Source organism: Prosthecodimorpha staleyi, from assembly GCF_018729455.1.
Lineage (GTDB): Bacteria > Pseudomonadota > Alphaproteobacteria > Rhizobiales > Ancalomicrobiaceae > Prosthecodimorpha > Prosthecodimorpha staleyi.
Map to the genome: position 1 here is coordinate 70,884 of NZ_JAHHZF010000003.1, position 26,630 is coordinate 97,513.

A 26,630-nucleotide genomic window follows, 5' to 3' on the forward strand; every position below is an offset into this window, starting at 1 on the left:
GCAGGGTCAGGGCGGCGGTCAGGGCCAGGGTCAGGGCGGACAAGGCTTCCAGGGCCAGGGTGGCGGTCAGTTCGGCGGTAAGGGCAAGCCGGGCGGTCCGGGCTTCGGCAATCAGCAGGGTCAGGGCGGCGGTCAGGGCCAGGGTCAGGGCGGACAAGGCTTCCAGGGCCAGGGTGGCGGTCAGTTCGGCGGCAAGGGCAAGCCGGGCGGTCCGGGCTTCGGCAACCAGCAGGGTCAGGGTCAAGGCCAGGGTCAGGGTCAGGGTTTCCAAGGCCAAGGCGGTGGCAAAGGCCAGGGCTTCCAGGGCCAGGGCGGCCAGGGCTTCGGCAATCCGAACCGCGGCCAGGGCGGAGGCCAGTTCCAGGGCGGCGGTCAGGGCGGAAAGGTCAACAACCCGCCGCCGAATGCTCCTCCGGGTGTGATCAAGCGCAACAACGGACAGAACTGCGTTCCGGCGCCCGGCAAGGTCTGCTGAGGAAGTCGAGAGGTTCGATCGAGACGGATGGTCCCCATCCGTCTCGTGACTCCGAACCGCTCACCCTTTGACGCCGTGGTCATTTCGATCTGACATTTGCGGGCCGCCAATGTCAGGTTTTGACCACCAGAGCATTTCCCGATGGGATGGACTCATCCGATCGCCAAGGAAATGATCCCGATACAATGGCTTGAGCCGGTCCTTTCCGGTCCGATCGTTTCGATCCGACCGGGACAGGCTCCAGAGGGTGTCGACGGCGCCCCCTCGATTGCCCTGCCCAGGGCGCCATCCCGCCCCCGCCTGCCCCGCGGCCCCGCCGCGGCGTCGGGGACCGTCGCCGGAACGCGGTCACCGCTCCGCCCGGACAAGGGCCGGCGATTCGAAACCAACGACCACCGCCGCGGGCTCCATGCCGGACCCGCGGCGTTTTAGTCGGGCCGCTGCACACCTCGCCCTCGCGGCCGTCGATTGCGGGACCGGAGCCGGGACAGACCGCGCGGCCGGTGCAGGACTCGAGGCCAACGCCGGACCACGGCCCGCACAGCCCCATCGCCGGCGCCCGGCCAGGGCGAGGAACCGACAGGGGTCGGGGCCAGACCGGTGCCGGGGCGAGACCGGTGCCAGCCTTGTCGGACCGGGGCCGTCTTTGCCAGACCCGGACCGACTGACCTGACCGGGGCCGCCTTGCCGGGTCGGCGCAGGACCGAAGCCGGGAGCGGCGCATCGCTGCGGCCCGCACTTCATCATCCCGAACGCATGTCCCCGCCGCCTCCGGGCGGGGCGGAACGCAGCGGGCGGACGCGGGCGATCGCCGACGGAGGCAGCCCGACACGACGGACGGCATCGGCGTCGATCGAGCCCGGCGTGGCGGCCGGTCCGCACCACAGCGTCACCCGATCCGAGGGAACCGGATGCGCTCTGCTGGTTCTGTCGGCGCCCACTTTTCCGATCGGAATTGGTCGTTCCAATCGGACCTTGCGCTCGCCCGGCAGAACGAAAGCGGGCGGCTCCCGGAGGACCCGCCCGCTGTCGTCGTCTGCCGTTATGGCTCTGTCGGAGCGACGGCCGGCTATTCGGCCGGTGCCATCCGGCCCGGATTGTGGACGATGCCCGGATTCTTGCGGGTCGCATCCTCGACCCAGAGCGAATGATGCTCCTTGGCCCAGTTCAGGTCGACCTCGCCCGATCCCATCGCGTCGAAGGCGCCTTCCATGCCGACCGAGCCGATATAGATATGGCCGATGATCACGGCCGCGACCGCCACCGCGAGCAGGCCGTGCACCATCTGGGCGGTCTGCATGCCGGCAATGTCGGTGACGTAGAAGGGGAACATCAGCAGGTAGCCGGTCGCCGCGATGGCGCCGCCGCCGAGCACGACCGCCCAGAAGATCAGCTTCTGGCCGCCGTTGAACCGCCCCGCCGCAGGATGCCCCTTGCCGAGAATGCCGCCGCCCTTGAGGAACCAGACGACGTCCACCCCGGTAGGAATGTTGTCCTTGATCCAGATGAGCAGCATCAGCACGACGCCGAGCGTGAAGGGGAAGCTCAGATAGTTGTGCGCCAGCTTGGCGAGTTCGGACACGATGTGGAAGGGGTGCGGGCCGATCAAGGGCAGCAGCAGGTGCTTGCCGAAGGTCACGTTCAGCCCGGACAGCGCCAGTACGATGAAGGACGAGGCCGTCAGCCAGTGCACGAAGCGCTCGAAGCCGTTGAACCGCGTGATGGTGCGGGTCGACGGCCCCGCCTCGATCCGGATCCGGCCGCGCACCACCCAGAACAGCAGGACGATGCCAAGCGTGCCGAGCAGCCCCCAGGTGCCGACCTGCGGCAGGGTCTTCTCGTGGAAGTCGCGCCAGGCCTGGCCCTCGGGCTGGATCAGCACCCCGGACTTGGCGTCGGGGATCGAGACGCGGCCCTCGACCTTCTGGAGGGTCTGCAGCAGCTGCTGTTCCTGCACCGACAGCGCGGTCGGATTGACGCTCTGCGCATCGGCAGGCAATGCGGCCAGGCCGAGGCCGAGGCCGAGCCCAACGGCGAGGGCCAAGGCGCGAAGGCGGCGCGACAGGACGGTGAGCGGCATATCGAACATGGACTGTCTCCCGAAGTCCGGAGCCCGGGCGCCGCACCGCGAAGAGGGCGGCCTCGCCGAGGCTCGGTCCGGACGGACCCCGTCCGGGGAAAGGAACCTGCGCAATTTCAAGAACCGGACCGGCCGAGGGCGGCCGGTCAGGCCGCCCTGCGGCGAACGGCGGCGCTCAGACCGCGATGGTCTGCTTGTAGGCCGTCTGCCAGCCCCAGGCCCCCGAGCCGTAGCCGCGCTTCATGACGCGCTCCTTGTAGATCTCGGCGATGATCTCGCCGTCTCCGGCCAGCAGCGCCTTGGTCGAGCACATCTCGGCGCAGAGCGGCAGCTTGCCTTCGGCCAGACGGTTCGAGCCGTAGCGGTCGAACTCGGCCTTGGACAGATCGTCCTCCGGCCCGCCGGCGCAGTAGGTGCACTTGTCCATCTTGCCGCGGGAACCGAAGTTGCCGACCTTCGGATACTGCGGCGCGCCGAACGGGCAGGCATAGAAGCAGTAGCCGCAGCCGATGCAGGTGTCCTTCGAGTGCAGCACGACCCCGTCGGCAGTCGTGTAGAAGCAGTCGACCGGACAGACGGCCTTGCAGGGCGCGTCGGTGCAATGCATGCAGGCCATCGAGATCGAGCGCTCGCCCGGCTTGCCGTCATTGATGGTGACGACGCGGCGCCGGTTGATGCCCCACGGAACCTCGTTCTCGTTCTTGCAGGCGGTGACGCAGGCGTTGCATTCGATGCAGCGGTCGGCGTCGCAGAGAAACTTCAATCGAGCCATGGTTTCCCCCTCACGCCGCGCGGATCTGGCAGAGCGTGACCTTGGTCTCCTGCATCGCAGTGACCGGGTCGTAGCCGTAGGTGGTCAGGGCGTTGACGCTTTCGCCGAGCACGATCGGGTCGGTGCCCTGCGGATAGTTCTTGCGCTGATCCTCGCCCATGAACCAGCCGGCGAAGTGGAACGGCATGAAGGCGACGCCCTTGGAGACGCGCTCGGTGACCAGCGCCTTGACGCGGGCCTTGGACTGGCTTTCCGGACCGTCGACCCAGACCCATTGCCCGTCCTTGATGCCCCGTTCGCCGGCGTCGGACGGGTTGATCTCGACGAACATGTCCTGCTGCAGTTCGGCCAGCCACTTGTTCGACCGGGTCTCCTCGCCGCCGCCCTCGTATTCGACCAGCCGACCGGAGGTCAGGATGATCGGGAAGCGCAGGGAAATCCGCTCGTCGACCGCCTTCTTCTGCACCGACGCGCCGACATTCATCATGCGGAACGAGGCGAAGTCCGGACGGGTCGGGTATTTGGCGACCAGATCGGTACGCGGGGTATAGATCGGCTCGCGATGCACCGGCACCGGATCGGGCAGGTTCCAGGCATTGGCGCGCGCCTTGCCGTTGCCGTAGGGCAGACAGCCATGAGCGATCGCGACGCGCTGGATGCCGCCCGAAAGGTCGGTCGCCCAGGACACGGTGTCGGGGTTGTTACCGCCGACGCGCTGGATGACCGCCAGTTCCTGCTCGGTTAGTTCCTTGTCCCAGCCGTTCTTCTTCAGCAGCGCCAGGGTGAATTCGGGATAGCCGTCGGTCAGTTCCGAGCCGAGCGAGGCGGAGCCTTCGGCGAGGAGGTTCTGCTTGACCTCCTTCTCGATCTCCTTGCCCTCGGCGTCCTTCTCCTTGACCTTGACCACCCGTTCGATGCCGAAGCGGGCGCGGAAGGTGCCGCCGCCGTCCTTCACATGCAGGTTGGTGTTGTAGAGCGTATGGGTGCCGGGATGCTTCATCTCCGGCGTGCCCCAGCACGGCCAGGGCAGGCCGTAATAGTCGCCCGCATTCGGACCCGACTTGGCGCGCAGCGTGACCAGATCGAAATCGCCCTGGTTGGCCATATGGGCCTTCAGGCGCTCGGGAGACTGGCCGCAATAGCCGGTCGACCAGCCGCCGCGATTGATCTCGCGCAGGATGGACTCGGCCTCGGGCTCGTCGCCATACTTGCCCTTCACCATCGTGATGTTCTTGAACATCTTGTCGGCGAAGCCGAGCTTCTTGGCGAACTCGTAGATGATCCAGTAGTCGTTGGCGCTCTCGAAGATCGGCTCGACGACCTTCTCGCCCCACTGGATCGAGCGGTTGGACGCCGTGCGCGAGCCCGAGCACTCGAACTGGGTCGAGACCGGCAGCAGGTAGGTGCCGTTGCGTCGGTTGGAGATGGCCGCGAAGGTGGTCGGATGCGGATCGCAGACGACCAGGAGATCGAGCGCTTCCAGGCCCTTCACCATCTCGGGCATGCGGGTCACGGTGTTGCCGCCGTGGCCCATGACGAACATGCCCTTGATGTTGTCGCGCTGCGCCAGCTTGTCTTTCGGCATGGTCACGGCATCGAACCAGCGCGTGGTCGGGATGCCGGGCTGCTCCATCATCTTGACCGGCTTGCCGTCCGCCCCGGTATTGGTGTCGAAGCGCGAGGCCAGATAGTCGTAGTCGACCTCCCAGACGCGCGCCCAGTGCTTCCAGGCGCCCTCGACCAGGCCGTAGTAGAGCGGCAGGCTGGTCACGTCGAGGCCGAGATCGGTCGCGCCCTGCACGTTGCAATGGCCGCGGAAGATGTTGGCGCCGGTGCCGAACTTGCCGACATTGCCGGTCGCCAGCAGGAGCGTGCAGTAGGCGCGCACGTTGGCGGTGCCGACCGTCTTCTGGGTCGCGCCCATGCACCAGATCAGCGTCGACGGCTTCTCGGTCGCGAACTGCTTGGCGACTTTCTCGAGCTGCGCGCCCGGCACGCCGGTGACGCGCTCGACCTCTTCGGGCGTCCATTTCGCCACCTCGGCGCGGACGTCGTCCATGCCGTAGACGCGCTGGCGGATGAACTCCTTGTCCTCCCAGCCGTTCTTGAAGACGTGCCAGAGGATGCCCCAGATGATCGGGATGTCGGTCCCGGGCCGGATGCGGACATATTCGGTCGCATGCGCGGCGGTGCGGGTCATGCGCGGATCGATCACGATCACGTTGGCCCGGTTCAGCTCCTTGCCGGAGAGAACGTGCTGGAGCGACACCGGATGCGCCTCGGCCGGATTGCCGCCCATGATGATCATGGTCTTGGAATTGCGGATGTCGTTGTAGGAATTCGTCTGGGCGCCATAGCCCCAGGTGTTGGCGACGCCCGCCACCGTGGTGGAGTGACAGATGCGCGCCTGATGGTCGACCGAGTTGGTGCCCCAGAAGGCCGCGAACTTGCGGAACAGGTAGGCGCCTTCATTGGAGAATTTGGCCGAGCCGAGCAGGAAGACCGAGTCCGGACCGGACTTCTCGCGAATGGCGAGCATGCGGTCGCCGATCTCGCCGATCGCCGTCTTCCAGTCGATCCGGGTCCATTGGCCGTCGACCAGCTTCATCGGATACTTGAGGCGCCGGTCGCCATGCACCAGCTCGCGCACCGACGCGCCCTTGGCGCAGTGCGAGCCGCGGTTGATCGGGCTGTCCCAGGCCGGCTCCTGACCGACCCAGACGCCGTTCTGAACCTCTGCGACGACCGAGCAGCCGACCGAGCAATGGGTGCAGATGTTCTTTTTCAGTTGAACCGGCACGTTCGGCGCGGCGAAGCCGGCCTCCGCCTTGCGCACGCCGGAAACACCGATCGAGCCGAGCGCCGCAAGGCCGCCGGCCGTCAGTCCAGACCGCTTCAGGAAGCTTCGGCGATCCATCGCAGCCACGGGTGCGGCGGCTTCGACGAGCGTTTCGCCGAGGCGCGCGGCGCGCTTTTCGGTCGCGTTGCGTCTGGTCAGCATCGGTCGCCCCTCCCCTTCAGTACCGGTTGACCCGGTAATAGGCCTTGACGTGATCGGTCTCGCGATAGCGCGACTTGGTCTTCTCGTCCGCGGTTTCGGCGGCGGCGGCAGGTCCGGCCGTGACGGCGGCGCCGGCCACGCCCGCAGCTGCAGCACCAGCACCGACGCCGAGCGCCGTCAGGAAGCCGCGCCGATCCAATGCCCGGTTTTCGTCAGCCATCGGTGTTCTCCCGCTCCTTCGGGCCATCCGGCCCGTGAATTCTGCCCGCCACCCGGCTCACGAGAGCCGGCCGGCTTCGTCTTCGATGTCCAGATAGAGGCGGCCGAGATCGCCGACCGCCCTGTAGAAGGTCGCCGATTTGGCCTTGGCCAGATCGGCGAAGAACCGCGCCGCCCAAGTCGCCAGATGCCGCTCCCGGAACCGGTCGGCCTCCTCCGGCCCGCCCTCGAAGGTGCCTGCCAGGAGACCCGCGACCACCTCCATCAGGGTGGCGACATGGTCCTCCGGGTCGAAGCTCCCCTCCGCACGCGCTATGCCGAGACGGCCCATATCCTCACGCACCTTGGCGAGCGGACGTTCGTTGAGAAAGCCGGTCAGGTAATAGGAGGCGTAGGGCAGCAGTTCGCCGCGCCCGACACCGACGAAGAGATCGAAGAACTCTGTTTCCAGATCTTCCGGATCGGCCCGGCGGGCCGCCTGCGCCAGGGCCGCATGGGCCCGCCCCAATGCGGAATCATCGCCCTGGAGCATCGCCAACCGCTCCATGAACGCTGCTGCCGGCGGCGCGCGCAGAAGCGTCGCGAGCAGCAGATACTCCTCCGCACGGGCACGGTCGATCGGATCAGCGTGGATGGCGACCACTGGGTTCCCTGATGTGGCGGTGGGCGGAACGGCAGAGACGATCCCGGACTGATAGAGGTCGGGCCTCAAATCGCTGCGCGGGATGCCGGTGAGCAACTCCACGGTCAGAACCCGCTCGGCCGGCACACGCGCCCAGTTCGAGACAGATGGCTGCGAAATGCCAAGGGCGCGCGCCAAGGCGCCGACACCCCCGATCGCCACGATCGCTTGACGGAGCCCGTCATCGCGCATCGACATTCCATCCCTATCCGATTGTAGTTATTCTAGTTCGCGGAGACTATGCCGGAACGGGCCGATCAGGCAATAGCCTCGCCCTATGAATCCCCGGCCGGCAAGGCTCCGCCGTGGCGACGGCGCGCGGCCAGCGGTACAGGGGCACCGTGAGCCGGGCCTCCGAAGGTCGCCCCGCGTCCGAAATCGATCGGGGTCCCGATCTGCGGGTCCTTTTCGCCCGCCTCGACCTGCGACCGCGCGTCGCACGGCTCAAGCCCGCGCGGCGCCTGCGCGTCCAGGGCGGCGGTACCCCCGCCGGACCCGACCGCCCCCGCCGTTTCCGACCGGATCCCGGCCGCATCGCCGCCCTCGCCGGCACGGCCGTCCGGGACGGAATCGACATCCGGGACGGTCTCCCGCTGCCCCGCGGGCGACGGCATCGCGTCGGTCGCCGGCGATCCTTCCGCTTCCGGCAAAGATGCCGGCCCGGTTTTCTCCGGCATTCCGATGCCCAGGATGTCGGCGGCCATCTTGCCGGCATCGACGGCCGCCGAGAGCGGCCCGTAGACGGGGTTGCCCTCCGGCGTGTTGAAGTCCCAGGCATAGTCGGCCATCTCGACGAAGGTGCTGATGACCGGGTCGGCCGACCAGGCGCGCCGAAGCGCGGCATTGCGCAGGTCGTCGGGAACGTGACGGCGCAGGAACAGGCTCATGTCGGTTTCGGCCGTGATCGCATCGAGCGACGGCAGATCGGACAGGTCCGGCACGGGATCGGCGCCCGCCTCGGGTCCGGCGGCATCGACGATGCCGGTCCGATCGTCCGCTGCCGGCACGGCCGACGCCGCCCCGCCGGCCGGGGCCGGAGGCAGGGCTTCGTCCGCCTGGTCCACCGGCGGCTCGCCGCGCGCAACGGCGCGCTTCCGGCGCGACCAGCGCTCCAGGAAGGACGCCGGGTCGGGCGGGCTCATTCGCCGTCGATCCCGCAGGCCGGCGCGGCGGGCGCCTCGTCGCGGCGGCGCTTGTAGAAGGCGCGCTCGACATGATGGGCAGCCACGAAGGCCTCCAAGGCGGCCGCGATCTCGACCGGCATCGGCACCGTGTCGACATTCTCCGACGCGATCCCGGCCAGCGCCTCGCCTTCGGCCGGATCGGCGGTGACGACGCGGATTTCGATCGGCGGCTCGGCCCCGGCCGCGCCGAGGGCGACCCAGAGCAGAGGCCGGCCGGTGGCAAGGTTGTCGCGATAGTTGGCGGTCTCGGACCGATGGAAGGCGAGCGCGACCGGGCCGGCATAGAAGCGCTCGGTCAGGCCCTCGGTGCCGAGCGGGGTCCAGGGCGCCGCGGCGGCCGGCATTGGCAGAATCGCGACCGGCCGCCAGCTCGGATCGGCCCAGCGGCTCGAGGGCTGAACGCGGCCGACGATCAGGCCGACCTCGAGGGTTTCGCCGAAACCGGCGCTATCGTTCGCCATCGCATCGCACTCCCGGGTCAGTTCGGATCGGCCTCGGCCGTCAGCGGCAGGCCGGTGATCAGGTTTTGCGGCTTCATGCGCAGGATCCGTGCGCCATCCGCCGCCAGGATCAGCCAGACGGGACGTCCGACGACCTTGGGCAGGATGCGCGTGTCGCCCGGAATGTCCATCCGGAACAGGGCGACGACCCGTTCGGCATCCTGTGGCGCCAACTCGGCCCCGTTCCAGAGCGCGTTGCCGATCCGCGTCGCCTCCTGGTCGAGACCCACGAACCAGGCCCAGGCCTCGTCCTCGATCCGCTCGACCGGCTCGATCCGCACCTCGAGCGCAAGCATGTGGCGCACCCAGATTTCCATGGCGCGCGCGAGACCGCGCCGGGCCGGACCGCCGGGCCGGAAATCCTGCACCAGGTCGAAGGCGTCGGAATGGTGGAACCAGTGCGCCGCATTGTCCTCCGTCATCACGTCGAGTTCGCGGGCGCGCGCCTCGCCGAACATCGCGACCAGCGGCGAGGCGTGGTCGCGCACCGCGCCGTCGACGCGTTCCTCGTCGGCGACCAGCAACATGCCCTCGTGCAGGGTCACCCGCTGTGGCCGGAAGAACATCTCGGCGGCACGCAGCACGAAGGGATCCGTCTCGCCGTCGAGCGCGTTGCGCAGGATGACGTGAACCAATTGGTCGAGGAACAGCGGCGGGACGCCGCCGGCGCTGCGGGACAGGACGAGCCGGCGGTAGGCGGCCTCCAGCGTCGGCCCGGCGATCAGGCGGTCGCGGAAGCCGATCATGAACGCCCAATTCTCGCGCGCGTCCGGATCGGCGAGCGCGGCGATCTCGGCCGGCTCGACGGGATCGCGCGGCGCGATGCGCAGGCGCGCCCAGAGGTTCCGCTCTGCCGCGCAAGCCTCCGGCGGCGGCACCAATTCGGGGCGGGCCAGGTAGGCCTTCAGGAACTCGTCGGTCGCCACCAGCCCGCCGCCTTCGGCGCGGTCGAGCAGGTGATGGCCGGAGGAAACCCAGAAATCGGTCACGGCTGTTCGCGCCCCAATGCGGTGATGTCGAGGGTTTCGTCCGGCCCCTCATCGCCGACCACCTCCAGGAACTCGAAGGCGCGGAAGCCGCCCTTCGAGAAGTCCCGATCCTGCCGGGTGCCGGGCTTCAGCGTGCGGAAGCGTTCCCGCAACGCACCATCCTCGACCGTCCGGTGCAACGCCACGATCGTGCCGTCCGGCTGGTCGGCGAGCGACGCCGCAAAGCTGATCTCGTCTTCCGCCGCGGTCGTCGCGACGGCCAGGGACGGCGCACCATGCGCCGCGACCAGATGCGCGGCGAGTGCGCCGATCGCCGCCTCGCGCTCGGCTCCGGTCGCTTCGACGACGACCGCGAGGGTCGAGGCGCCGAAGCTCGACAGACCCAGGAAGCCGGCACGGAACACCTGCCGGGCCTTGCCGGTGAGTTGCTCCGGATCGACATCGAAGAAGCGGAAGCCGCCCGGCACGGCCCATTCGCCGGGCTCGGCGGCGCGGTCGAAGACAAAGGTATCGGACGGATCGAGCCGGATGGTGCGCAGGAGCTTCAGAGCCATGGCAGCCCGGTCTCCGGGTCGAGCCAGCCGGGCGCCGCCAGAACGGGCAGCAGGGCGTGACGGATTGGCGCGCCGCCGCCCGCCGGCGTCAACAGGAAGTCGCCGTTGCCGTCGATGCCGCGCCGTCCCGCCCCCTCGCGCGGCAGACGGGCGAGCCAGGTCTCGCCGACCTTGCGGAAGCCGCGATCCATCCAGTCGTGGACATGGACCATCAGATGGCGGGCGAAGCTCTCGACCAGCTCGGCCATGTCGATCACGTCGACGCCCTCGGCCTCCAGGCTGGTGCCGAAAGCCCAGTCGCCCGATTCGCTCCTGGCGCCGACGAAGGTGCGCAACATGGCGCCGAAGACCAGGAACGGCGGCGGTTCGTCCTCCGAGGCCCCCTCCGGCCAGCCGATCCGGCCGCCGCCGACGATCGCGCCGTCGAACAGCAGTGTATCGGGCCAGCGGAAGGCGACCGGCTTTTCCGGCGGCGCATGGGCGGCGAGCGCGTCGGCGAGCGCGTTCATGCCGGCATAGAGGATGCGCCGGGCGGAGACGAGCGGTTCCTCGGGCTCGAACACCACGGCAACCTCGACGAGATCGAATCGACGCACCCAGACCAGCGTCCCGGCGCCGGCCTCGGCACCGACCGCCATGGCATGCGCGAAGGCATCGCGATGCTCGCGCAAGGTGATCAGCCGATAGACCGGCGGCAGGACAAGTTCGGGCATCGACGGACTCACGGCCGGCCTCCGCTGCCCGCCGCCGTCCCGTCCCGTCGCACTCTGCGCAATTGCCGTCTCCGCCCTGCGATGCCCCCGCGGTTTGGATACCGCTGGGCTTGTTCGAACTGGACGATATATAAGCTGTGCCTATGGCCCGTCGAGCCGACCGGCCCAAGAACAACGCGACCTGACGGGGGCCTTCATGGATTTGAGCCGCGGAACGGTGATCCTGTGCAGCTGCGAGGACACGATGGCGCCGGATTCGGCTGCCGTCTCCCGCGGCTGCGGGGCCCGCAAGGTCGTCGGCGCGCGTCATCTGTGCCGCTCCGAACTCGATCGCTTCCGGGCGGCCGCCGGCGAATCCGGTCCGCTGCTGGTCGCCTGCACCCAGGAGGCGCCGCTCTTCGCCGAGATCGCCGGCGCGGAAAGCCTGCCGGCGACGCTCGCCTTCGCCAATATCCGCGAGACCGCCGGCTGGTCGGCCGAGACGAACCGGTCGGGGCCGAAGATGGCCGCCCTGATCGCGGCCGCAGCGGTCGACCGGCCGGTGCCGAAGGCGGTGACGCTGGAGAGCGAGGGCGTCGTTCTGATCTATGGGCGCGACGCGGTCGCCATCGAAGCCGGGCGGCGCCTGGCCGAGCGGCTCGACGTGAGCGTCGTGCTGACCGGGTCCGCCCCGATCGAGCCGCCACGACTGACCGAGTTCCCGATCCGGCGCGGTACGGTCCGGGCGCTCAAGGGCGTGCTCGGCAGCTTCGAGGTCGTGCTCGACGGCTATGCCGCGCCGGCGCCGTCCTCGCGCGGCACGCTCGCCTTCGGCCCGCCGCGCCAGGGCGCCGTTGCCAAGGCCGACATCGTCCTCGATCTCTCCGGCGGCCCGGCCCTGGTGTCGGCCGCGGATCTGAGGGCCGGCTATCTGCGCGCCGATCCGGCCAGTCCGGCCGCGGTCGCGGAGGCCTGCCTCAAGGCCGGCGATTTGGTCGGCACCTTCGACAAGCCGCGCTATATCGATTTCCGCGACGATCTCTGCGCCCATTCCCGCTCGCGCAAGGTCGGCTGCCGGCGCTGCCTCGATCTCTGCCCGACCGGTGCGATCAGCCCGGCCGGCGACCATGTGGCGATCGATGCCGGCATCTGCGCCGGCTGCGGCTCCTGCGCGGCGGCCTGCCCGACGGGCGCGGCCGCCTATGACGCGCCGGCCGCCGACGCGACCCTGACCCGGCTGCGCGCCATGCTGACCGCCTATCGCGCGGCCGGCGGCGAATGGCCCGTGATGCTGGTCCATGACGGCCGCCACGGCGCCGACCTGATCGACGCTCTCGCCCGCTACGGCGCCGGGCTGCCGGCCAACGTGCTGCCCTTCGAGATCGACGAGGTCACCGCCGCCGGCCCCGAACTGGCCGCAGCGGCCTTTGCCTGGGGGGCGTCAGCGATCCGCTTTCTGACGCGCGCGCGGCCGAAGCACGACACGGCCGGGCTCGCGACCACGGCCGAACTGGCCGGCACGCTCGCCGCCGGTCTCGGCTACGGCACCGGCACGGCCGCGATCATCGCCACTGACGATCCCGACCAACTCGCCGAGGCGCTCGCCCTGACGCCGCGCGACCGCACCGCCGAGCCGCCCTCGACCTTCGTTCCCGCCGGACGCAAGCGCGACCTGATGGGGCTGGCGATGCGCGAGATGCACCGGGTCGCACCGATGCCGGTCGACGTGATCGCCCTCGGCGCCGGCGCGCCGCTCGGCCGCGTCGCGGTCGACACCGAGGGCTGCACGCTCTGTCTCGCCTGCGTATCGGCCTGCCCGACCGGCGCGCTCAAGGACAATGCCGAGCGCCCGATGCTGCGCTTCGACGAGGCGGCCTGCGTGCAATGCGGCCTGTGCGCGGCGACCTGCCCGGAAAAGGTCATCACGCTGGAGCCGCGCGTGAATTTCGCAGCCTTCGGCGCGCCGCCGGTGGTCGTCAAGGAGGAGGAGCCGTTCTGCTGCGTGGAATGCGGCAAGCCCTTCGGCACGCGCTCCAGCATCGATCGGGTGGTGGCCAAGCTGGAAGGCCGGCACTGGATGTTCTCCGGCGCCCATGCCGGCCGACTGGCCTTCCTGAAGATGTGCGAAGACTGCCGCGTCTCTGCCGTCACCAATGCCGGCATCGACCCCTACGCGACCACCGAACGCCCCCGCCCGCGCACCACCGAGGACTATCTGCGCGACCGGGAACGGGAGAAGCGATCCGGTTCAGGCAACGACGAGGCGTAGCAGCGCTACCGCGTCACCTCCGCGAGCCATTCGACCAGGGCGCGGCGGTCGTCGGGGTCGGCGATGACCTGCTCGGGCATGCGGGTGCCGGGGGTGTAGGCCGACGGGCCGACCTCGAACAGGCGGGCGACGGTTTCGGGCGTCCAGACGATGTCCATGCCTTTGAGTGCGGCCGAGTAGTCGTAGCCGGCGGCGGTGGCGATGCGGCGGCCCATCAGGCCGTGCAGGGTCGGGCCGGCGCGGTTGGTGTCGTCGGCCTCCAGGCCGTGGCAGGCGCGGCAGGCCCGGAACACGATCGCGCCGCGGGCGGTGGAGGTCTCCGCGGCCGGATCGCGCGGATTGGGGGCGATGGCGTCGACCGGGCGGCCGGTGACCGCGTCCCAGCGCCGGACCAGCCGGTCGGCGCCGCCGGTGAACAGGCTGCGGCCGTCGCGCGCGAAGGCCAGCGACCAGACCGGCAGGCCGGGCCCGACCAGCGTGGCGACCGGTCGGCGCGCCATCCGGTCGACCAGCACCACGGCGCCGCCGAGACCCGCGGCCGCGAGCCGCGAGCCGTCCACCGTGATCGCCAGCGCTACGACCGGCCCGGGCATGACCTCAAGCCGCCCCCTCGTCGCCAGGCTGCCGCCGGACGCACCGGCGACATAGAGCGCGCCGTCGGCACCGGCCGCGACGATCTCGCCGTCGGGTGCGACGACCACGGCATTGAGCGGCGTCGGCAGCGTCAGGATCGACGGCGCCTCGCCGTCCCCGAGCGGCCAGAGGCGCAGCGTGGCGTCGTAGCCGGCCGACACGACGGCGCGCCCGTCGGGCAGGAAGGCGACGCCGTTGACGTTGTCGGCATGGCCTTCGAACACCCGCGCCGTCCCTGCCCCGATCGGCGTCACCGCCACGGTCCGATCCCAGGAGGCCGACGCGACGAGGCGCCCGTCGGGCGAGACCGCGAGGCCTGCGACCGGCGCCTTGTGGGCCGCGACGCTGCGCTCCGGCGCCGTGCCGGCAACCGGCCAGACCACGATCCGCCCGTCGGCGCCGGCCGAGACGAACCGCCCGTCCGGCAGGGCGGCAAGAGCCGCGACCGCATCCTCGTGGCCGCGCAGCACCGCCTCGGCGCGCGCCTCGGGCAGCCGCCAGCGGATCACGCTCTGGTCGAAACTGCCGGTGACCAGCTGTCCCGGGGTGGCGGGTTCGACGATCGCGCGCACCGGTCCGCCATGGCCGCGCAGGATTTCGGCACCGGCCGGCGAGGCCACGCCAAGAAGGACCGCCGGCAGCGCCGCGAGCCAGAGGACGAAAGGCAGGGCCGCGCGCAAGCAGGCGACCGCGACGGCCCTCGGCATCAACCCGGCGTCCCTCATGATCCGACCGGCTCCAGGCCGAGGGCGGCGAGGCGGGCCCGGACGCCCGGGTCGGCCAGCGCCTCCCGGAAGGCGAGAACCGCCGGATGGCCGGACCGCGCGTCGACCGAGACGAAATCGTAGTGCTCCTCGGCGAGCGGCAGGAAGCCGAGGCCGTAGAGGTCGGCGACGGTGCGGATCGAGACACCCCAGTCGGCCGAGCCGCGCGCGACCGCCGCGGCGACCGCATTGTGCGATTTCGGCTGGTTCCACCAGCCCTTCGGGCGGGTCGCGCCGAGCCGGGCATCGATCAGTGCGCGCGTGCCGGAGCCCGGATTGCGGTTGACCATCACCATGGCGGGATCGACGATCGCGGCCGCGATCGCCTCGGCGGCCTCGCGGCCTTCGAAGCGGGCATCGCCCGGCCGGAACACGACGCCCTGCATGCGCCGCCAGCCCGGGATCAGGCCGAGGCCGGGGACCAGGAACGGCGTGTTGTAGCGTCCGGTCGCAGTATCGAACAGATGCACCGGGGCGAGATCGCATTCGCCGCGCCGGGCGGCGGCGAGCCCGGCGGCGGAGCCGAGTGCCAGGATGCGGGTGGCGAGCCCGCGCCGCGCCAGATGGCCGGCGACCACATCGAGCCCGAGGCAATGGCTGCCGGCCACGACGAGATCCGGCGCACGGCCCCCGGCATCGAACAGCCGCACCGTGACCGGCGTGCCGGCCTCAAGCGCCGTGGTCAGCGCCGGCACCTCGACGAAGCCGTCCGCCTGCGTGAAGGCGGTCACGGCGCCGGAGCCCTTGGCGGTTGGCACCGCGGCGAGCCCGCCCTCGGGCCGCTCGACCAGCGAGACCATGACGAATTCCGAGCGGCCCCGCTCCGAGGCGAGGCGTGCCGGCAGCACGGCCTCGACCTCCGCCTCGCGCCGGGCGCCGAGCCCGGCCAGCGTCCGGATCACCGGCACGACGAAGCTGTGGAAGGTGAACAGCGCCGAGGTCGGAAAGCCCGGCAGCACGACCAGCGGCTTGCCGCGCACCTTGGCGAGGCAGAGCGGCTTGCCGGGCTTCAGGGCGACGCCATGGACCAGGATGCCGGGGCTGCCGAGCCGGGCGATCACCCGGGTCGAGAGATCGCCCGCGCCCTTCGACGTGCCGCCGGACAGCACGACCAGATCGGCCGCGTCGAGCGCCCGCTCCATCGCGGCGGCGAGGGCCTCGGCGTCGTCGCCGACGATCCCGAACGGCAGGGCGACGCCGCCATTCTCGATCACCGTGGCGGCGACGGCCGCGCCGTTGGCGTCATAGATCGCGCCCGGCCGCAGCACGGCGCCCGGGGCGACCAGTTCGTCGCCGGTCGACAGGACCGCGACCACCGGCCGACGCACCACCGCGACCCGGTCGATGCCGACCGCGGCCAGTTGCGCCACCTCGCGCGCACCGACCTTCGTGCCGGCCCGCAGCAGGGTCTCGCCGCGGGCGATGTCGGATCCGGCCGAGCCGATGAACTGGCCGGGTGCGGCGGGGCGGCGCAGAACCAGGACGGTCGCCGCATCGGTCTCTTCGATTTCGGTCTCCTCGACCAGCACGACCGCATCCGCGCCGCGCGGCAGGGCGGCGCCGGTCGCGATCACGGTCGCGGTGCCGGGCTCGACTTCGATCCGCGCGACGACCCCGCAGGCCAGCACCTCGCCGTTGAGGACCAGGCGCTTGGGCACGGCCTCCGAGGCGCCGACCGTATCGACGGCGCGCAGCGCGAAGCCGTCGACCACCGAGCGGTCGAAGGGCGGCGCATCGACCGGCGCGGCGATGTCGTCGGCCAGCACGCGGCCGAGCGCGTCGAGAAGGGCTACGGTTTCGGCGGGCAGCGGTTCGGGCTCGATCGCGGCCAGGAAGCGGCGCATGGCCTCGTCGCGGTCGACCACCTCCAGGAACTGTTCCTGGCGGGCGATGGCGGCGAGATCCGGACGGGCGGGCGCGGCTGCGGTGGGGCTCACCAAGACCGGCCTCCAGGCAGGCGGTAGATGCCGGAGAGCGCGCCGGCCGGGAAGCCCTCGCTGCGCGCCGGCACGACCAGATAGCCGTCCGCGCGGCCGAGCCGGCCGAGCGGCAGGCCGGAAGCGGCGAGCGGCACGGCCTGACCGTTCTCCAGCGCCATGAAGCGCAGTTCGGTCATGCCGAGGGCGGAACTGACCTTGCCGGCGAGCGGCAGGCCGAGATCCGGCAGGCCCGGGTCGGCGCCGGCAAGTCGGTCGATCAGCGGCAGGCCGACCAGCAGGAAGCCGGCCAGCGCGGCATCGGGCCGGCCCGGCAGCACCAGCACGGGCGCGTCGCCGATCATGGCCAGCGCCGTCGTTTCGCCGGGCGCGATGGCGATGCCGTGGGCCAGCACCTCGCTCGCCGCCGCCAGACCGATGCCGTCGAGCGTGCGGTCGGTGGTGCCGACGCCGCTGCCGCCGACGGTGATGATCAGGTCCGCGACAGTCTCGGCGAGTGCGCCGGCGATGACGGCGGGATCGTCGGCGAGCGCCGCCGGCCGGTCCAATTCGGCGCCGCGCGCGACGACCAGATCGGCGATCAGTCGGCCGGTCACGTCCTGCGGCTCCAGGCCGTCGCCGATCACCAGGATGCGCACATAGGGGCGGCGCACGACCGCCTCGGCGAGGCCGACGGACCGTGCGGCGGCCGCGGCGAGCGGCGTCAGGCGGCGGCCCGCGGCCAGCACCACCGCACCGGCCTCGCCGTCGAAGCCGGCCGGGCGGACGCCCTCCCCGGCCCCGGCAGCGGCTGAAATCTCAACGAAGCCGGCCGCCTCGGCGACGGCCTCGGGCGGCAGCACCGCATCGGTGCCGTCCGGCATGGCATCGCCGATCTCGACCGCCGCCGGCCGCTCGGCCAGGAAGACGGGGGCGCCGGGGCCGGCGCCGACGACCATGTCGGCCGCCACGGCCCAGCCGTCGACGGCGGCGAGCGCGCGCGTCGGAACATTGGCGGGCACACGCAGCGGCGCGGCCAGCGCCAGGCCGATGGCATGGCCGATCAGCGCGGTCTCGGCCGCGACAGGTGCGACGCGCGCGCGGATCCGCTCCAGGATCGCGTCGAGCGGCGTCAGGGACAGGATGCGACGGGTCAGGATGGTCTCCCGGCCGCGGCCCGGCGGAAACGCCGATCGTTCGGCGCGGCCACGGGCCGGCGGCTTGCTGGCTTGGACGGGGCACGACGCGCCGGGACACGACCGGCCGCTTGCGCAGCCACGGCGTCGGGTCCCGCCGGCCCTGGAGCGATTCTAGTCTTTGGAGCGCGGGGAACAAGCCCGAACTCCCGTTTCGCAGGCCCGAACTGACCCCGCTGGACGACGGGCCGCGCCGGACCGATAGTCAGGCCATGCCGCGCCCGATCTATCTCGACCACCATGCCACCACGCCGCTCGATCCGCGCGTGTTCGAGGCCATGCGGCCCTATTTCCTGGAAGCCTTCGGCAATCCGCATTCGGCCGACCACGCCTATGGCTGGGAGGCGGAGGCCGGCGTCGAGGCGGCGCGGCGGTCGATCGCGCGGCTGATCGGTGCCACGGCGGGCGAGATCGTGTTCACGTCCGGCGCGACCGAGGCCAACAATCTGGCCCTGCGCGGCGCCGCCGCGCGCCTGCCTGCAGGCCGCCGGCACCTGGTCGCCAGCATGATCGAGCACCCCTGCGTCGCCGCCGTGGTCGACCGGCTGGAGGCGGAAGGTTTCCCGGTGACGCGTGTCGGCCCGGGAGCGGACGGGATCGTCCCGGCGGCGGCGATCGCGGCGGCCCTGCGCCCCGAAACCGGGCTCGTCACCGTGATGGCCGCCAATCACGAGATCGGCACCCTGCAGCCGATCGCGGCGATCGGCGCCCTGACCCGGGCGCGCGGCGTCCTGTTCCATTCCGATGCCGCCCAGGCGGCCGGCAAGGTGCCGCTCGACGTGGTCGCCGCGCAGGTCGACCTGATGTCGCTCTCCGCCCACAAGATGTACGGCCCCAAGGGGATCGGCGCGCTCTATGTCCGGCGCGGTGTGGCGCTGGAGCCGCTGATCCTCGGCGGCGGCCAGGAAAGGGGCCTGCGCTCCGGCACCGTCCCGGCGCCGCTGGCGGTCGGCTTCGGCGCGGCGGCCGGCATCGCGCTCGACGAAATGGCCGGGGAAGCCTTGCGGCTCACGGCCCTGCGCGAGCGCCTTCGGGCCGGGCTCGCGGCCCGGATTGCCGGGCTGCGCGTGAACGGCGACCTGGAACGGCGCCTGCCCGGCAATCTCGATCTCGCCCTGCCCGGCATCGCCGCCATCGACCTGATTCATCGCATGAAGGACCGTCTGGCGGTCTCGGCCGGCTCGGCCTGCGCCTCGGCCAGCCTGGAACCCTCCCCGGTGCTGAGTGCCATCGGCCTCGACGACGCGGCAGCGCTCGGTTCGATTCGGATCGGCCTCGGGCGCGGCACCACCGAGGCGGATATCGACGCGGCGATCGAGGCCATTGCAGAGGCCTGGTCGGCGCTGACCAGGCTCGCCTGCGCGGTCGCCTGAGCCGAGTCCCGGCTCGGCCGCAAAAAAGCCTTGTTCAGCAACGGTTCAGTGGGCATCGGTCATGTCGCAGGATCGATCGCGCCGGCCCCGTCGGGCCTTGCCCCGCGGGACTGACGGTGCGATGCAGCACGCTGGACTCCGGCCCGGCGCGCGATACCATCGCGCGGCCCTGCCGGGTCGGACGTCGCGTCGGTCCGGCGGCCGGGCTTCGAGGGGTTGATGAAGGATCCGCGCTACCCATACGCGCTCGATCTCGGCAGCGAGGTCGGCGGCTATCGGATCGAGGCCGTGCTCGGAGCGGGCGGCTTCGGCATCACCTATCGCGCCTTCAACGAAGTCACCCACAAGACCGTCGCCATCAAGGAATTCTACGTCCGCGACATCTCCACCCGGAGCGGCTCGTCCGTGGTGGTCGATACCGACATCTCGGAAGGCACCTACGAATATGCGCTGAGAAAGTTCCAGGAGGAGGCGCAGTCGGTCGTCTCGCGCTTCAGCCACCCTTACGTGATCAAGGGCGAGAACTTCATCAAGGCCAACAATACCTCCTACGTGATCATGGAATATGTCGAGGGCGGCAGCCTGGAGGAGTGGCTGACCGCGCATCCGACGCCGCCGAGCGAGGCCGAAATCCGGCCGCTGTTCGAAAAGCTGTTCCAGGCGGTCGACTACGTCCACTCGCAGAACGTGATGCATCGGGACATCACGCCGCGCAACATCATGATCCGTGGCAATGGCGAGCCGGTGCTGATCGATTTCGGCGCCGCCGGCCACGGCATCGACCGCGGCCGCTCGTCCAAGATGGTCGCCCAGATGCGCTATGCGCCGCCGGAGCAGACCGATTCCGAGGGCCCCGGGCAGCACGGCCGCTATACCGACATCTTCTCGCTCGGCGGCGTCCTCTATCGCACCATCACCGGCAAGCCACCGGTCGCCCCGATGACGCGCCTGTCGCGGCTCGGCCGGCGCGGCTTCCTCGAAGGCAACGACCCGCATGTCCCGGCCGCCGAGGCGGTCCCCGACCGGACGCGCTACTCGCCGCAGTTCCTGGCCGGCGTCGATCAGGCCCTGCGCCTCGACGAGCAGCAGCGACCTCAGTCGATCGGCGAATTGCGCACGGCCCTCGGCTGGACCGGCGCGCCTTCGATCGAGGAGGCCACGACCTTCATGTCGATGCGCGACGCCTCGACCATGATGGTGTCCGGCCACGAGGGCACACGTGTCCTGTCGCCGCGCTCGCGGCCGCTCACGGCCTTCGGACAGGACCACGGACGGTCGGCCCCGACGGAGAATCGGGCCACATCGAGCGGCTTCCGCGCCGCCGACACCCGCCCGGCCTTCCCGATCCACGAGGAGCCGAAGAAGCGCAGCAAGGCGGCCCTGGCAGCGGCGGCCCTCGTCTTCGTGGCCGCCGGCGGCGGCGTCGCCTATTTCTGGCCGCAGATCGTCCGGCAGATGGAGGCCGGGCCGCGCATCGTCGCCCCCTTCGCCATGACCGCCAGCATCGACGGCCGCACCGTGACGTTGACCGGCTACGCGCCGTCCGAGGCCGTCCGGCAGTCGCTTGGCGACGCGGTCCGGCGCGGCGCCTCGGACACGCGCGTGGACAATCGCCTGGAGATCGCGGCCGGCGCTCCCGGCGGTTTCGCGGAACGGGCCGCCTTCGCGATCGAGCGCATCGGCAGGCTCGACCGCGGCAGCGTCCGGGTCGAGAACGATGCCGTGCGGATCGAGGGCACGGCAGCCGATCCGGACAGCTGGAGCGCGCTCGAACGGGATTTCGCGACGGCCCTGCCGGGCGGCGGCCATGCCGAGACGGCGATCCGGCCGGCCGTCGTGGCTCCCTATCTGTGGACCGCGCAGGTCGGTCGCGAGGGGCTTGCCCTGGCGGGTTATGTGCCCTCCCCGGAGGTCAAGGCGAAACTGCGCGCAGCCGCCGAACGCGGCCTGCCCAATGTCCCGGTCCGCGACGCGACCCGGGTGGCGGAAGGCGAGCCGCCCGGCTTCGCCGAGGCTGCCGCGCTGCTGCTTCCGCGCCTGGCCGATCTCACCGACGGGCGCATCCAGTACGAATCCGGGACGGTCCAGATCGAGGGTCGCGCGCGCTCCACCCAGGCCTTCGAGCGTGCCAGCGCCATCGACGCCACTTCGGTGCCGGGCAATCCGCGCGTCTCGCTGGCCGTCCGGCCGCCCGTGGCCAGCCCCTACGACTGGTCGGCGACCTTCGACGGCCAGTCGATCGTGCTGCGCGGGTACAGCCCGTCGCGCGAGGTCCGGCGCGACCTGCTCAATGCCGTCGCCCAGGTTCAGCCGGGCACGCCGGCACGCGACGAGACCGAGATCGCCGACGGCGCGCCGGGCGAGTTCGCCCGCGCGGCGCGCTTCGCGCTCGACATAGTGCCGCGGCTCGCGCGCGGCCGGGTCGCGATCTCCGGCGAGACCATCACGATCGACGGTGCGGCCCGCAATCCCGCCGATTTCGCCGCCCTGTCCAAGACCCTCGCCGGTTCGGTGCCGGGCGGCTTCCGGCTGGCGCAGACGGCCCTCAACGCGCCGCGCATCTCGCCCTATCCGTTCACCATCTCGCTCGGTTCCGGCATCGCCCGGCTGACCGGCTTCGTGCCGTCGGAGGCCTTGCGCAAGGACGTGGTGGCCGCGGTCACGGCCGGCCTGCCCGGCATCCGCGTGGTCGACGAGACCCAGCTCGGCGACGGTGCGCCGGAGAATTTCCTGATCGCGGTCCGCTTCGGCGTCGCCCAGGCCGGGCGTCTCGCCTCCGGTCGGGTGGCGCTCGAGGACGGCAACCTGTCGATCGACGGCACGATCCGCACCATCGACGATCTGAAGCCGCTCAAGGAGGCGAGCCGCAATGCCGTTCCGCGCGGCATCACGATCGCGCGGGTCACGGTCGGCGCCCGGTCGGACGACGTGCCGGCCCAGGATTGCGATCGACTAGCCCTGCCGGTCGACCATCCGGACAAGCCGGTCGGCGAGACCGGGCTCGATCTCAGCCAGATCGACGCCGAGCGCGCGGTTCCGGCCTGTCAGGCCGCCGTGCAGACCTACCCGAACGTGCGCCGCTTCTACACGGCGCTCGGCTATGCGCTGCAGAAGCGCGGCCAGCACCAGGAGGCCTCGCGCGAATACCGCCGCGCCGCCGAGGCCGACGACCCGACCGCGCTGACGCTGCTCGCCGGCGCCTATCGCGAGGGGCTCGGCCTGCCGCAGGACTATGCCCAGGCCTTCGAGCTCTACAACCGCGCCGCCGCGCTCGGCAGCCCGGCCGCCACCCATGCGATCGGCTGGATGTACGAGAACGGCCTCGGCCGGACGCTCGATCCGGTCAGGGCGGCGGAGTGGTACACGCGCGGCGCGGCGCTCGGCGTGGCGGAGAGCTACACCCAGCTCGGCTGGCTCGCCCAATACGGTCTCGGCCGCAAGATCGACTATCAGCGTGCGGCCGACCAGTACGAGCGCGGCGCCAAGCTCGGCTCGACGCTGGCCATGCATCAGCTCGGCACCTTGAACCAGAACGGCCTCGGCCGGCCCGCCGATCTCGCCAAGGCCTACGACTGGTATTCCCGCGCCGCCCAGCTTGGGCGAGCGGAGAGCATGGCGGTGCTCGGCACCTTCAATCTGGACGGCATCGGCCGGCCAGTCTCCTACGACAAGGCGGCCGATTGGTTCGAGCGCGCCGCCGCGGGAGGTTCGTCGGCGGCCATGCACCAGCTCGGCGTGATCAACCTGGAGGGGCTCGGCCGGCGGGCCGACGCGGCCGCGGCGATCGTCTGGTTCGAGCGCGCCGCCGCGATCGGCCGCTCGGAATCCATGTTCCGCCTCGGCCTCGTCTATCAGAACGGCACCGGCGTACCGCAGGATTATGCCCGCGCCTTCGAATGGTACCAGAAGGGCGCGCGCGCCAACGATCCCGGCAGCATCCACCAGATCGGCTGGGCCTATGAGAACGGCCTCGGACGGCCGGTCGATCTCGCACGGGCCTTCGACTGGTACAACCGGGCGGCCGGCCTCGGCTATGCGCCGAGCATGCATCAGATCGGCTGGCACTACGAATCCGGGCGCGGCCGGCCGACCGACTATGTCCGTGCCGCGGAATGGTACCGCCGGGCGGCCGATCAGGGCTACGGCGAGAGCATGAACCAGCTGGGCTGGCTGGCACTGAACGGCCTGGGCCGGTCGGTCAGCGAGGCCGATGCGCTCGGCTGGTTCGACAAGGCGGCGAATGCCGGCAATCTGTCGGCGATGTGGAATGCCGCGCTCCTGCTCGACAGCGGGCGCGGTGGCCCGGCCGACCCGAACAAGGCGGCAAGCTGGCTCCTGACCGCCTTTGCGCGGCGGGAGGCCAATGCGGTCGATGCACTGTCGGGCGACATGGCCGTGTTCGGCGAGGAGACGCGCAAGGCCGTGCAGCGCATCCTGCAGCGCCGCGGGCTCTATCGCGGTGGCGTCGACGGTCTCTATACCCAGGAAACCCGCCGGGCGGTCTTCGCCTATCCGGGCAGCCTGACCAACTGACATCCGCCTCCGGGCTGCCCCCTATCCGCCCGGTTCTGTCGAGAGGATCGCCGGCCATGTCCAAGCTCGCCACCCTGTTCCTGCGGATCGCCCTGATGCTGGCCGGGCTCGGCGTGGCGGCCCTGATTGCGACTTACTGGATGGGGCCGAGCTGGTATTTCGGCGGCACGATCGCCGCCGGGGTCCTGCTCGGCCTCGCCTTCGTCGCCTACATGCTCGTCCAGGCCTTTCGCAACGCCTCGTCGTGAGGCCGCGCCGGCGCGCAACGAGCCGGCGCGGATCGCTGGCGACGTCCTCAGAGCAGGCCGCGCCGGGCCAGATTGTGCATCAGCGCGCCGGGGCCGAAGGTCCAGGGCGGGCATTCGGTCGACAGGCGGACCCGGTTGACCAGAGCGCCGAGGCTCGGCGTCGCGATGCGCACCACGTCGCCGAGCTTGTGGGTGAAGCCCTTGCCGGGGGCGTCGCGATCCTCGATCGGCGCGAACATGGTACCGAGATAGAGCACGAAGCCGTCGGGATACTGGTGATGCGGCCCGATCGCGGCGGTCACCAAGTCTTCGACCGGCCGGGCGATCTCGGCCATGTTGGACCGGCCCTTGAGGACGAAGCCGTCCTCGCCGGCCACGTTCAGCGTCACCTCGGCCCGGTTGATCGTATCCAGCCCGAAACTGCCGTCGAACAGGCGCACGAAGGGTCCGATCGCACCCGAGGCGTTGTTGTCCTTGGCCTTGCCGAGGAGCAGCGCCGAGCGCCCTTCCACGTCGCGCAGGTTCACGTCGTTGCCGAGCGTCGCGCCGACGATCCGCCCGGTCGAACTGACCACGACGACCACTTCCGGTTCGGGATTGTTCCAGGTCGAGATCGGGTGCAGGCCGACCGAGGCGCCGGTGCCGACCGAAGACAGCGGCTGGCCCTTGGTGAAGATCTCGGCGTCCGGCCCGATGCCGACCTCCAGATACTGCGACCAGACGCCGCGGGCGACCAGCACGTCCTTCACCCGGGCGGCCTCTTCGGAACCCGGCCGCAGCGCGCGCAGATCGTGGCCGATGATGCTGTCGATCTCGGTGCGGATCGAAGCCGCCTTCTCGGGCGCGCCGCGCGCATGCTCCTCGATGACCCGCTCCAGGAGCGAGATGACGAAGGTCACGCCGGCAGCCTTGACGGCCTGCAGGTCGATCGGCGCCAGCAGCCAGGGCCGGTTCGGATCCTGGCGGCTCTCGTCAGAATTGGCCAGGATGTCGCTGATCGAGCCGATCGGCTCGCCGCCCTCGGCGATCAGGCCGACCGGATCGGCCGCTTCCATGAGGTCGCGGACCGTCGGCACGGCCCGGCTGGTCACGTCGACGACCGTCTCGCCGCGCAGGGTCACGACGGCCGGTCCGATGCCGGGGCGCCAGACGCGGCCGACCAGGCTGGCATTGGCGGCATCGGCCGGCAGGATCGAATCGGGGCTGAGATCGAAGTTCGGCATCGGCACGGCTTTCCTCCTGGCATTTGTCTGCGGAAACGCTGATAGCACAAAGTACGAGATGACCGCTGCAGGCCTGCAAACATTGCCTTTTCGAAGTATGCTATTCGATACCGTTATAGCGATTTCCTGCTATGGTCATTGACGGTCGGCACGGGCGAGTCAACCTTGCTTGTGTCGACAGAATCCGGGTCGGGATGGGAATATGTCACTCAGACAGATCGCGCAGAGCCTTGGCGTGAGCATTACGACCGTGTCCCGGGCGCTCGCCGGCTATTCCGACGTGTCTGCGGCGACCCGGGAACGCGTGGTCGCCGAGGCGCACCGGATCAAGTATGTTCCGAACGAGGTCGCCCGGCGTCTGCAGCGCGGTCGCGCCGATGGAATCGGTTTCATCGTCCCGGGCGGCGCCCGCGGCTTCGACGACCGCTATTTCCTCAATATGGTGGAAGGCGCGTGGTGGCGCCTCTCGGGCACCGAGGTCGACCTTCTGGTCCTGTCGTCCGATCAGGGCCCGACCGAGGCGCTGACCTATCGGCGCATCGTCGAAGGCGGTCGCGTTGACGGTCTTCTGGTCCCGCGTATTCGTGAAAACGATAGCCGAATTGACTATCTGTGCGAAGTCGGCTTCCCGTTCATCGCTTTCGGTGCGGAACCGAGCCATCCCAAGGCCTATGCCTATGTGGATATCGACACCGAAGCGGCAACTGCCGAAGCCATGCGGCATCTGGCCGAACTCGGCCATCGGTCGGTCGCCCTGCTGAGCAGCGACGAGCCGATGGTGTTCGCGCGCTCCCGCGAGGCCGCCTTCCTGAAGGCCGCCGCAGGGCTCGGCATCAGCACCACGATCCTGTGCGGCAAGCTCGCCGAGGCCAGCGGCTTCGCGATGATGTCCGAACTGCTCGCCCGGCCGGACCGTCCGACCGCCGCGATCTCGATCACGGATCGGATCGGCATCGGCGCCGTCCGCGCCGTACGGGAGCATGGTCTGACGGTCGGGCCCGACATGTCGGTCATAACCTTTGGCGACAATCCGGTGGTGGCCTTCATGCACCCGCCGATGACGGCGATCTCCATTCCCGTCCAGGCGATGACCGCCCATGCGGTCGACTATCTGCTCGCGCGCCGCGATCGTGCGGACGCGCCGCTGACCCGCATCTGGAAGACCGAACTGATCGTCCGCGAAAGCACCGCGGCTCCGCGTGGCCGCAGCCTGGCGAGCGACCTGCCGCTCGCCGTCTGATCCCGCGGCCCCGCGCGAAGCGGCGTAAGCCGCCTCGGACGGGGGCCGGCCACTCACTCCCGCCGGGTGCGGACGGACCGGCCGGCT

Annotated in this window: 20 protein-coding genes; 5 read left to right on the top strand and 15 right to left on the bottom strand. The window is 70.7% G+C overall.

Translation table 11 applies throughout. The features are described 5' to 3' along the window. The 11 genes from KL771_RS06295 to KL771_RS06345 form a co-directional block, all read right to left on the bottom strand. Positions 1-277: hypothetical protein (locus tag KL771_RS06295; RefSeq protein ID WP_261967704.1), on the bottom strand; the 277-nt coding region annotated here is incomplete at its 3' end. 1,267 nt (positions 278-1,544) lie between these two features. Further along, positions 1,545-2,555, bottom strand: coding sequence for a formate dehydrogenase subunit gamma (locus tag KL771_RS06300; protein WP_261968082.1), 1,011 nt, complete (start codon positions 2,553-2,555; stop codon positions 1,545-1,547). Between the two features lie 175 nt (positions 2,556-2,730). Then, positions 2,731-3,327: a formate dehydrogenase FDH3 subunit beta gene (fdh3B, locus tag KL771_RS06305; RefSeq protein ID WP_261967705.1), complete on the bottom strand. Its 597-nt coding sequence runs from the start codon at positions 3,325-3,327 to the stop codon at positions 2,731-2,733. 10 nt (positions 3,328-3,337) lie between these two features. Further along, positions 3,338-6,328 carry a formate dehydrogenase subunit alpha gene (locus KL771_RS06310; protein WP_261967706.1) on the bottom strand — a complete coding sequence of 997 codons (2,991 nt, stop codon included), beginning with the start codon at positions 6,326-6,328 and terminating at the stop codon, positions 3,338-3,340. 16 nt (positions 6,329-6,344) lie between these two features. Beyond that, the gene (locus KL771_RS06315) at positions 6,345-6,548 is read right to left on the bottom strand and encodes a formate dehydrogenase (RefSeq protein WP_261967707.1); all 204 of its coding nucleotides are present in this window, start codon (positions 6,546-6,548) and stop codon (positions 6,345-6,347) included. A 57-nt stretch (positions 6,549-6,605) separates the two neighbouring features. Continuing rightward, positions 6,606-7,421: a Cro/CI family transcriptional regulator gene (locus tag KL771_RS06320; RefSeq protein WP_261967708.1), complete on the bottom strand. Its 816-nt coding sequence runs from the start codon at positions 7,419-7,421 to the stop codon at positions 6,606-6,608. An 83-nt stretch (positions 7,422-7,504) separates the two neighbouring features. Beyond that, positions 7,505-8,371 (bottom strand): DUF3306 domain-containing protein, encoded by an 867-nt coding sequence (locus tag KL771_RS06325; RefSeq protein WP_261967709.1) that lies wholly within the window; start codon positions 8,369-8,371, stop codon positions 7,505-7,507. After that, positions 8,368-8,874, bottom strand: coding sequence for a DUF3305 domain-containing protein (locus tag KL771_RS06330; RefSeq protein ID WP_261967710.1), 507 nt, complete (start codon positions 8,872-8,874; stop codon positions 8,368-8,370). Before KL771_RS06330 ends, KL771_RS06325 begins: the two co-directional genes overlap by 4 nt. A gap of 17 nt (positions 8,875-8,891) precedes the next feature. Further along, positions 8,892-9,902: a DUF6352 family protein gene (locus tag KL771_RS06335; RefSeq protein ID WP_261967711.1), complete on the bottom strand. Its 1,011-nt coding sequence runs from the start codon at positions 9,900-9,902 to the stop codon at positions 8,892-8,894. Next, positions 9,899-10,456 (bottom strand): DUF6505 family protein, encoded by a 558-nt coding sequence (locus KL771_RS06340; RefSeq protein ID WP_261967712.1) that lies wholly within the window; start codon positions 10,454-10,456, stop codon positions 9,899-9,901. The genes KL771_RS06335 and KL771_RS06340 overlap by 4 nt, the downstream gene beginning before the upstream one ends. Beyond that, complete coding sequence (locus tag KL771_RS06345; RefSeq protein WP_261967713.1) at positions 10,447-11,169, bottom strand: biotin/lipoate--protein ligase family protein; 723 nt, start codon at positions 11,167-11,169, stop codon at positions 10,447-10,449. Before KL771_RS06345 ends, KL771_RS06340 begins: the two co-directional genes overlap by 10 nt. A 196-nt stretch (positions 11,170-11,365) precedes the next feature. Between KL771_RS06345 and KL771_RS06350 the strand changes: the two genes are divergently transcribed. After that, positions 11,366-13,417 (top strand): 4Fe-4S dicluster domain-containing protein, encoded by a 2,052-nt coding sequence (locus KL771_RS06350; protein ID WP_261967714.1) that lies wholly within the window; start codon positions 11,366-11,368, stop codon positions 13,415-13,417. 5 nt (positions 13,418-13,422) lie between these two features. On the opposite strand, the gene KL771_RS06355 is transcribed toward KL771_RS06350, so the two are convergent. From KL771_RS06355 to KL771_RS06365, 3 genes are read right to left on the bottom strand one after another with little or no spacing between them, the layout of a single operon-like run. Further along, positions 13,423-14,757, bottom strand: a complete 1,335-nt coding sequence (locus KL771_RS06355) for a c-type cytochrome (protein ID WP_261967715.1) — start codon at positions 14,755-14,757, stop codon at positions 13,423-13,425. A gap of 14 nt (positions 14,758-14,771) precedes the next feature. Next, positions 14,772-16,751: a molybdopterin biosynthesis protein gene (locus KL771_RS06360; RefSeq protein ID WP_261967716.1), complete on the bottom strand. Its 1,980-nt coding sequence runs from the start codon at positions 16,749-16,751 to the stop codon at positions 14,772-14,774. After that, positions 16,748-17,890 carry a molybdopterin-binding protein gene (locus tag KL771_RS06365; protein ID WP_315901490.1) on the bottom strand — a complete coding sequence of 381 codons (1,143 nt, stop codon included), beginning with the start codon at positions 17,888-17,890 and terminating at the stop codon, positions 16,748-16,750. Before KL771_RS06365 ends, KL771_RS06360 begins: the two co-directional genes overlap by 4 nt. A gap of 248 nt (positions 17,891-18,138) precedes the next feature. Here KL771_RS06365 and KL771_RS06370 point away from each other — a divergent pair, with 248 nt between their 5' ends. The 3 genes from KL771_RS06370 to KL771_RS06380 all read left to right on the top strand — a co-directional run bounded on the left by KL771_RS06370 (position 18,139) and on the right by KL771_RS06380 (position 24,080). Then, positions 18,139-19,299 (top strand): cysteine desulfurase family protein, encoded by a 1,161-nt coding sequence (locus KL771_RS06370; RefSeq protein WP_261967717.1) that lies wholly within the window; start codon positions 18,139-18,141, stop codon positions 19,297-19,299. Positions 19,300-19,518: 219 nt separating this feature from the next. Then, positions 19,519-23,832: a protein kinase domain-containing protein gene (locus KL771_RS06375; RefSeq protein ID WP_261967718.1), complete on the top strand. Its 4,314-nt coding sequence runs from the start codon at positions 19,519-19,521 to the stop codon at positions 23,830-23,832. Between the two features lie 56 nt (positions 23,833-23,888). Further along, positions 23,889-24,080, top strand: coding sequence for a hypothetical protein (locus KL771_RS06380; RefSeq protein WP_261967719.1), 192 nt, complete (start codon positions 23,889-23,891; stop codon positions 24,078-24,080). Positions 24,081-24,127: 47 nt separating this feature from the next. Here KL771_RS06380 and KL771_RS06385 read toward each other — a convergent pair whose 3' ends face one another. Continuing rightward, complete coding sequence (locus KL771_RS06385) at positions 24,128-25,303, bottom strand: fumarylacetoacetate hydrolase family protein (RefSeq protein WP_261968084.1); 1,176 nt, start codon at positions 25,301-25,303, stop codon at positions 24,128-24,130. 202 nt (positions 25,304-25,505) lie between these two features. On the opposite strand from KL771_RS06385, the gene KL771_RS06390 reads away from it, so the two are divergent. Next, entirely contained in the window at positions 25,506-26,543 is a 1,038-nt protein-coding gene (locus KL771_RS06390; protein ID WP_261967720.1) for a LacI family DNA-binding transcriptional regulator, read from the top strand. The last annotated feature ends 87 nt before the right edge of the window (positions 26,544-26,630 follow it).